This window comes from Brunnivagina elsteri CCALA 953, assembly GCF_002289455.1.
Taxonomy (GTDB): domain Bacteria; phylum Cyanobacteriota; class Cyanobacteriia; order Cyanobacteriales; family Nostocaceae; genus Brunnivagina; species Brunnivagina elsteri.
The window spans coordinates 1-5,515 of record NZ_NTFS01000420.1 but is presented as its reverse complement, the minus strand read 5'-3'; the positions used below and the strand labels follow the sequence as shown (position 1 = coordinate 5,515).

The 5,515-nt window shown below is 40.0% G+C and carries 4 protein-coding genes; 2 read left to right on the top strand and 2 right to left on the bottom strand.

Annotated features, from left to right (window positions below; all coding sequences use genetic code 11):
- Window positions 1–218: 218 nt before the first annotated feature.
- Complete coding sequence (gene ftsH, locus CK510_RS25490) at window positions 219–2,135, top strand: ATP-dependent zinc metalloprotease FtsH (RefSeq protein ID WP_281257087.1); 1,917 nt, start codon at window positions 219–221, stop codon at window positions 2,133–2,135.
- A 260-nt stretch (window positions 2,136–2,395) separates the two neighbouring features.
- Here the strand turns inward: ftsH and CK510_RS25485 are convergent, their stop codons facing one another.
- Entirely contained in the window at window positions 2,396–3,094 is a 699-nt protein-coding gene (locus CK510_RS25485; RefSeq protein WP_095724336.1) for a M23 family metallopeptidase, read from the bottom strand.
- A gap of 312 nt (window positions 3,095–3,406) precedes the next feature.
- On the opposite strand from CK510_RS25485, the gene CK510_RS25480 reads away from it, so the two are divergent.
- Window positions 3,407–3,796 carry a hypothetical protein gene (locus CK510_RS25480; RefSeq protein WP_095724335.1) on the top strand — a complete coding sequence of 130 codons (390 nt, stop codon included), beginning with the start codon at window positions 3,407–3,409 and terminating at the stop codon, window positions 3,794–3,796.
- A gap of 333 nt (window positions 3,797–4,129) precedes the next feature.
- On the opposite strand, the gene CK510_RS25475 is transcribed toward CK510_RS25480, so the two are convergent.
- Window positions 4,130–5,389, bottom strand: coding sequence for a glycosyltransferase family protein (locus CK510_RS25475; RefSeq protein WP_095724334.1), 1,260 nt, complete (start codon window positions 5,387–5,389; stop codon window positions 4,130–4,132).
- Between the last annotated feature and the right edge of the window lie 126 nt (window positions 5,390–5,515).

Here is a 5,515-nt window from a genome sequence, read left to right as displayed (position 1 = left end):
GTTAAATTATGTTCCCTCCTCGCGAGCGGGGAGGGTTAGGGTGGGGTTCTTTTATATTGGTAGGAATTTTAAGACTTGTTGCCCCTACATGTATGCTATTCCCTGGTTACACTAGATTAAGAAAACGAATTAGAAAGTAAAACGAAAGCAAGCTTGTTACAATAGCAAGCTTAAAAGCTATAGCTCTGCGAATGGCAGTTGACCAAAGGTAAATTAATATGGAAAAATTCGAGCAAAATATCAAACAAAATAAATTATTGATGAAATCTCAAGCAAAGAAGCGGATTGCATTAACAGGTATGCTGGCTGCTAGTTTAATCATGTTACCAGGAATGCTTGGTGGAAATGTTGCGATCGCACAGCAAAAAGCTGACTCGGAATTGAGCTATGGTGAATTAATTAAGAAGGCACGGAACGGAGAAATCCAAAAAGTTGAAATCGATGAAACTGAGCAAACGGCTAAAGTTACTCTTAAAAATCAAAAGCCGGAAGTAAAAGCGCAACAGGTACGACTTTTAAATCAAAATAGTGAGTTAATTCGCGAACTTAGACAAAATAAAGTCGAACTTAATCAAGTTTCTTCGGAAAATAGCCGTGCGGCAGTCGGGTTATTAATTAATTTAATGTGGATTGTGCCCCTAGTGGCATTAATGTTATTGTTTTTACGCCGTTCCTCAAATGCTTCTAGCCAAGCAATGAACTTTGGTAAAACCCGTGCCCGTTTCCAAATGGAAGCAAAAACAGGGATAACATTCGATGATGTGGCAGGTATTGAAGAAGCTAAAGAAGAACTGCAAGAGGTGGTGACATTCCTCAAACTGCCCGAAAAATTTACAGCGATAGGGGCACGTATTCCTAAAGGTGTGCTATTAGTTGGTCCTCCCGGTACTGGTAAAACTTTATTGGCAAAAGCGATCGCAGGGGAAGCTGCTGTTCCTTTTTTCAGTATTTCCGGTTCGGAGTTTGTAGAAATGTTTGTTGGTGTGGGTGCTTCCCGTGTTCGCGATTTATTTAAAAAAGCTAAAGATAATGCTCCTTGTTTAATATTTATCGATGAAATTGACGCGGTAGGTAGACAACGGGGTGCAGGTATTGGTGGTGGCAACGATGAGCGCGAACAAACCCTGAACCAGTTACTGACGGAAATGGATGGTTTTGAGGGTAACAACGGTATCATCATTATTGCAGCTACAAACCGTCCTGATGTCTTGGATGCGGCGTTATTACGTCCCGGACGCTTTGACCGTCAAATCATCGTTGATGCACCCGATCGCAAAGGTCGTTTGGCGATTCTTCAAGTTCATTCCCAGAACAAAAAAATTGACCCTTCTGTTTCTTTGGAAGTTATAGCCCGTAGAACTCCTGGCTTTACAGGTGCAGATTTAGCCAACCTCCTTAACGAAGCGGCAATTTTAACAGCACGTCGTCGCAAAGAAGCAATTACCCCTCTGGAAGTTGACGATGCCATCGACCGTTTGACGATTGGGTTAACGCTAAATCCGTTGATGGATAGTAAGAAAAAGCGCTTGATTGCCTATCACGAAATCGGACATGCACTACTCGCGACATTGTTACCCCATTCCGACCCTTTGAACAAAGTGACGATTATTCCCCGTTCTGGTGGGATTGGTGGCTTCTCCCAACAAATTTTGAATGAGGAAGTTATTGATAGTGGACTTTATACCCGTGCTTGGATGAAGGACAACATCACCATGACTTTAGGTGGTAAAGCTTCTGAAGTTGAGGTATTTGGTGAAGCTGAAGTGACAGGTGGGGCAAGTGGTGATTTGAAGATGGTGACAAATATTGCCAGGAAAATGGCGACAATGTACGGGATGACCGATTTGGGTCTGATAGCATTGGAAAGTCAGAATCAGGATGTTTTCTTAGGTCGCGACTGGGGAAACCGCAACGAATACTCAGAGGAAATGGCGATTAAAATCGACCATAAAGTCAGGGAAATTGCTAACGAATGTTACCAAATCGCTCGAAAAACTATCCGTGAAAATCGTGATTTAGTTGACCGTTTGGTTGATTTATTGATTGAACAGGAAACTATTGAAGGTGAACAGTTTCGGCAAATTGTGGCTGAATATACCCAACTTCCAGAGAAGGAGTTGGCAAAGTCGAGTTAGTTTAAGTCTCGATTAATTTGATGGTGCGATCGCATTTTCTGTACTGCGGACAAAGTACACAATTTTGAGATCGATATTCCCGTAGGGGCAAACGGTTGTTTGCCCTTATTTATATTCCATTTATTTTGCCCTTATTTATATTCCATTCAAACGAAAAGGGTATTTTCCTTATAGATACTATCATTAGTGAGGGCGGGGAGACCCCGCCCCTACAAGAATTTGGGAATATTTTTTTTGGTTTTCCCGAAGCGTCTCTATTTTTAATATCCGGAATCGCGAATAAATTTAGATTCGTCGATTTTGATTTGGGTTTGCTGACGCTTGATTTGCGATGATGATTGTCTTGCTGCGGGTTGAATAGCGAACATTGCCCTTAATACCTGGGCAGGGTCTACATAATTACCGTTATATTTTAAACCCCAGTGTAAGTGAGGACCCGTAGTCCGTCCACTCATGCCCACACGTCCAATCCTCACACCTGCGGGGATTGTTTGACCTTCAACAAGTTGAATACCACCCGCGCGATCGCTCATGTGGCGAGTGCTATTAAATACTTCTACCTTCCCTTCCATATGACAATAAGTATGCTGCCATTGTCCCGATTGAATTGTCACCTGCGTTCCACAAGCTCCACCATCAGTAACTTTTGTCACAACCCCTGTCCACCAATTACGGATGTAACTGCCTCTTGGAGCTGCCATATCTAAACCACTGTGAAATTCATAACCGCTACCACCTGTTGCGTTCGTACGATAGCCAAAACCTGATGTGTATGCTTGAAAGTTTTCGACAGGAAATGAAGCCGATTGCCAGCCAATACTTGTAGCAACTTGCTGGGTTTTCGATTGTGGCGATTTTGCCACTGCTGGCTGAAACAGAAAACTAATTAGTATTGTCAGACCTAATCCTACTATAAATAAGTTGGCTACTTTTTGCGCTAGTTGTCGCCGCTTACTCATCCTTTGATTCCTTAAAGCAATAGGTTTTGTCTGACTTTTATCTGTATTAATACTAATGCCGATTATAACAGAGTATTAATTTTGTCCATGTATCAATTATATAGAAGCATTTGATACAAGACCAACAGTACTTATAAGCAAAATAACAAGTATTAAATATATCAATAATACTTTTGCTGTTGCTTGCTATTATGAATAGACGAAAATCAAGGCTTGATGTTTCAAGTTCGTTACAATAAGTGTAAATTTAGCTTTAAAATTGATGAAGCTATTTAACTAGAATTTGTTAGATTCCTTTCATTCTTCTTTGCCATGCTGACGGAAATATTGCCTTTTAGCTTTGAAATAAATAAAATTGCGATCGCAGGAGCAACACTTTGGTCTTTGGCTTTGTATCTGGGTTTTTCTGGGGTTAATGAAAAAGTTACGGACTTAATTAATAGTTGGTTTAATTTTGCTGAAGGTTTTATGTACATCAGTAAGGAAGAATTTGAAAAGTCTCGGAAAGCGAGAGAGTCGCAAAATGCTTTTTATGCTTCTGTTTTTAGCATCGTACCCTTTCTAGTCGTAGGTACATTGGTAAATTGGCTACTCGACTTGGGTTTAGGTGGTAGCTGGGGAATTAGTACGGGAATTTTGGCTTGTATGGGTTGTGGTGTGTATGAATTGGGTAGAAGAACGGCAGAATCTGAGGAAGAATAAATAATTAAGATACAAGGTTGGGTATCAGCGAGTGCGTATTCTTTGAACCATCAAATCTCAAGAAATCGGGTTTCTCTCCCACGAAAAACTATTCGCAGTATAACAATCCCAGAAACCTGATTTCTCCCCTAACGCAAAAACCCAAAATACCTGGGTTTATTAAGTCATTGAGAAAGAGATAAACCAGTTTATTTCTTTTAGTTTAGTAATTCTTTGTAGGTTGGGTGTCAGCGAGCGCGTGGCTTTTATCTGTACCATTATTTTTGTATTCCTAACTGAAAATTAAAGACGTTCCGGTGGAACGTCTCTACGATATCATGATGCATTTATATTTTATATTCCCAATTTTAAAATCTCTTCCTGGACAATATTTGCTAATTTTGTCGCTGCACCAGTTTCACCGCGAACTTTACGCAATTTATTGCGAATTTGTGCCAATTTTTCAGGATTGTCTAAGTAATCTAAAACTAAATTTGCGACTTCTTGGGGTTGAAGTTTGCCTACTAATTCGGGTACAATTTCCGACTGTGCCCAAATATTCGGCCATGCTAATAAACCTTTTTTACGTAAAAACCACCAATTAATCAATTTTGCAAAGCCTGAACCGACACCTGGTAAGTTTGCCAAAATACCGAGATAACCGTCCCACGATCGCATTGCATCAAGTTGCTGAGTTGGTAATAGAACAACCATAGGAACACCAAGGGAACCAAGTTCTGCGGTATTCGCACCAACGGTAGTTAAGCAGATACTGCATTGGGATAGTAAATCATGTGCTGGGTGTTTTTGGTATAGTTCAACACGTAACCCCTTGACAGTTTGCAAGATTTGGGTGTTATTTTCGGTGACTAATGAACCACCTTGAAAATCAAAGTAATTAGCGACAGGATTGGTTTTGGGGTTAGCGAAACTCTCCAAAGTTTGTAAGTCTAGAGTTGGAGCAACGGGGATAACAAATTTAGTTTGGGGATATTTTAGAGAAATGTATTCTGCGATCGCAATTGTTAATGGCACTCCTTGGGCTAATTTTGAGGCTTTTGAACCTGGTAAAATCCCAATTATATGAGTTCCTCCTCCATTCCCGACTTCATACTCTCTATTCCCCAAACTAGCTTCTGTCATCAAATCTCCCACAACAGTAAATTTATCTGCATATTTTGGGGAAACTTTAGCAGCAACTTCGCTTTTCATGACACCAAATCTATCGATTAAGTTATGCCAACGTGCATCCCATTCGGCATAAACTACGGTTTTATATCCTAGTCTTTTACCAATTACTACGGGAAAAAATTGGTCTCCACCTAAAAAGACGATTACACCATGTTTTCTCCAATCCCAATTTTCCGCAGTTTTTCCCCAAAGTAAAAACGAAAAGAAGTTTTCGGCACTTTGAACTCGATTTACTTCTGGGTAAGAAAGGGCAATATTTGCTTCTTTTCCGCTAGCATTTGGACAAGGTGATAACACAACTGAAATACGAATTTTTTCGCTGTTATTACCTAATATTTCCCGCAGTGCTTTGACTACTGGACGTACCCAGGTTGTCACTTCTCCTGGACCATTTGAGAGAATAAGAATATCTACTGGAGTCATATAATTTTAGATTCTAGATTAATAAATTGAGTATTAAAAATTAAGTATATAGTGATTATCGCTTGAGTTAAATACAGTTTACAATCGATTATACTGTAAGGGCAAATAGTTGTTTGCCCTAATTTG